This window comes from Microbacterium sp. bgisy207 (assembly GCF_965345035.1).
Classification (GTDB): domain Bacteria; phylum Actinomycetota; class Actinomycetes; order Actinomycetales; family Microbacteriaceae; genus Microbacterium.
The window spans coordinates 1-1669 of sequence record NZ_CBDRMG010000028.1 but is presented as its reverse complement, the minus strand read 5'-3'; the positions used below and the strand labels follow the sequence as shown (position 1 = coordinate 1669).

1 protein-coding gene is annotated in these 1669 nt (G+C 68.1%); it reads left to right on the top strand.

The window, feature by feature from the left end:
* The first annotated feature begins 123 nt into the window (after positions 1-123).
* Positions 124-1527, top strand: a complete 1404-nt coding sequence (locus ACSGC5_RS14870; protein ID WP_434971347.1) for an IS1380 family transposase — start codon at positions 124-126, stop codon at positions 1525-1527.
* Positions 1528-1669: the final 142 nt, after the last annotated feature.

Genomic DNA, 1669 nt, shown 5'->3' with positions numbered 1-1669 from the left:
AGCCTCGATCCACCGATGAAGCTGGGTGACGAGCGGGCGTCGTGACACGGAAATGCCCCTCGGATCAGGGAAAATAGAGCTTGTCTAAGGTTCTAGTTTCCAGAAACGAGAGGCATCTCGTAGATGCAATTCAAGCACGCCCCCGCTGCGGTGTCAGCGGTCTTCGATGACCCGAATCTGGTGTCGGCGGCAGGTCTGGTCCCGATGCTGCGACTCGCGCAGCGGGCCGGACTGGCGGAGTTGGCCCAAGACCGGTTGAGCGTCCCGACCGACAAGGGCTCCAACGCCGGAGCGAAGGTCTCTGCGCTGGTCGCGGGGATGCTCGCCGGGGCGGACTCGATCGACGACATGAACCTGCTCCGCCACGGTGGGATGGGGCGGCTGTTCGACCGGACGTATGCGCCGTCGACGCTGGGATCGTTCCTGCGGGAGTTCCGGTTCGGGCATGTCCGTCAACTCGACGCCGTCGCGTCCCGCGTCCTCACGACCGTCGCCGGGCAGGCGTCGCTGCTGCAGGCGCGGGCCGGAGAGCGGGTGATGGTGGATCTGGACGACACCATCATCGAGGTCCACGGATACCAGAAGCAGGGCGCCGGGTTCGGATACTCCGGCGTCCGGGGCTTGAACGCGCTGCTCGCCACAGCGTCGACCACCTCGTCAGCGCCGGTGATCCTGAGCCAGCGGCTGCGGCAGGGGAAGACCGGGTCCCCGAAAGGCGCCGCCCGGATCGTCGGTGACGCCCTCGCCACCCTGCGCCGCACCCACACGGGCGGGGAGCGGCCGCTGCTGCGGGCGGATTCCGCGTTCTACGGTCACGCCACCGTCGGCACTGCGATCAAAGCCGGCGCCGACGTCTCGGTCACGGTCCGGATGGACCCTGCCGTGAAAGCCGCCATCGCGACGATCGAAGCCGACGCGTGGACGAAGATCGAGTACACCGACGCGATCCGCGACGAGGCCACCGGGCAATGGATCTCCAGGGCCGAGGTCGCCGAGATCGGCTTCACCGCGTTCCGATCCAGGAAGAAGGCCGAGCGCGTCGAAGGGCGGCTGGTCGTTCGCCGGATCCCCGACCTGAACCCGAAGAACCTGGAGCAGCCGACACTGTTCGACACCTACCGGCACCACGCGTTCTTCACCACCACGCCTGCCGACATGATGGACACCGTCGAGGCCGATAAGACCCACCGCGGTCACGCGATCATCGAGCAAGTGCACGCCGACCTGAAGAACGGGCCGCTTGCGCACCTGCCCTCCGGCGTGTTCACCGCGAACAGCGCCTGGCTCGTCCTCGCCGTGATCGCGTTCAACCTCACCCGCGCCGCGGGCGTGGTCGCCGATCGGGCAGGACGGTTGGCAAAAGCGACCACCGCGACGATCCGCCGCACCCTCATCCACGTACCGGCGCGACTGGCTCGCTCCGCACGCCGCATCACCCTGCACCTCCCGGCGGCATGGCCCTGGGAGACAGCGTTCGCGCGACTGTTCACCGAGACGCACGCGCCACCACCGATCGCGACCAGCTGACCATCGCCGCGCCACGGCACGCCAAGAGAACTCAGTGGACGACCGGGATGCGACGCCCGGAACTCACGCCTGCTCCGACACCGACAACGCACCCGGATCGGGACCTCGCCGCTCATCCCCGGCTCGTCGGTGGATCGAGGCT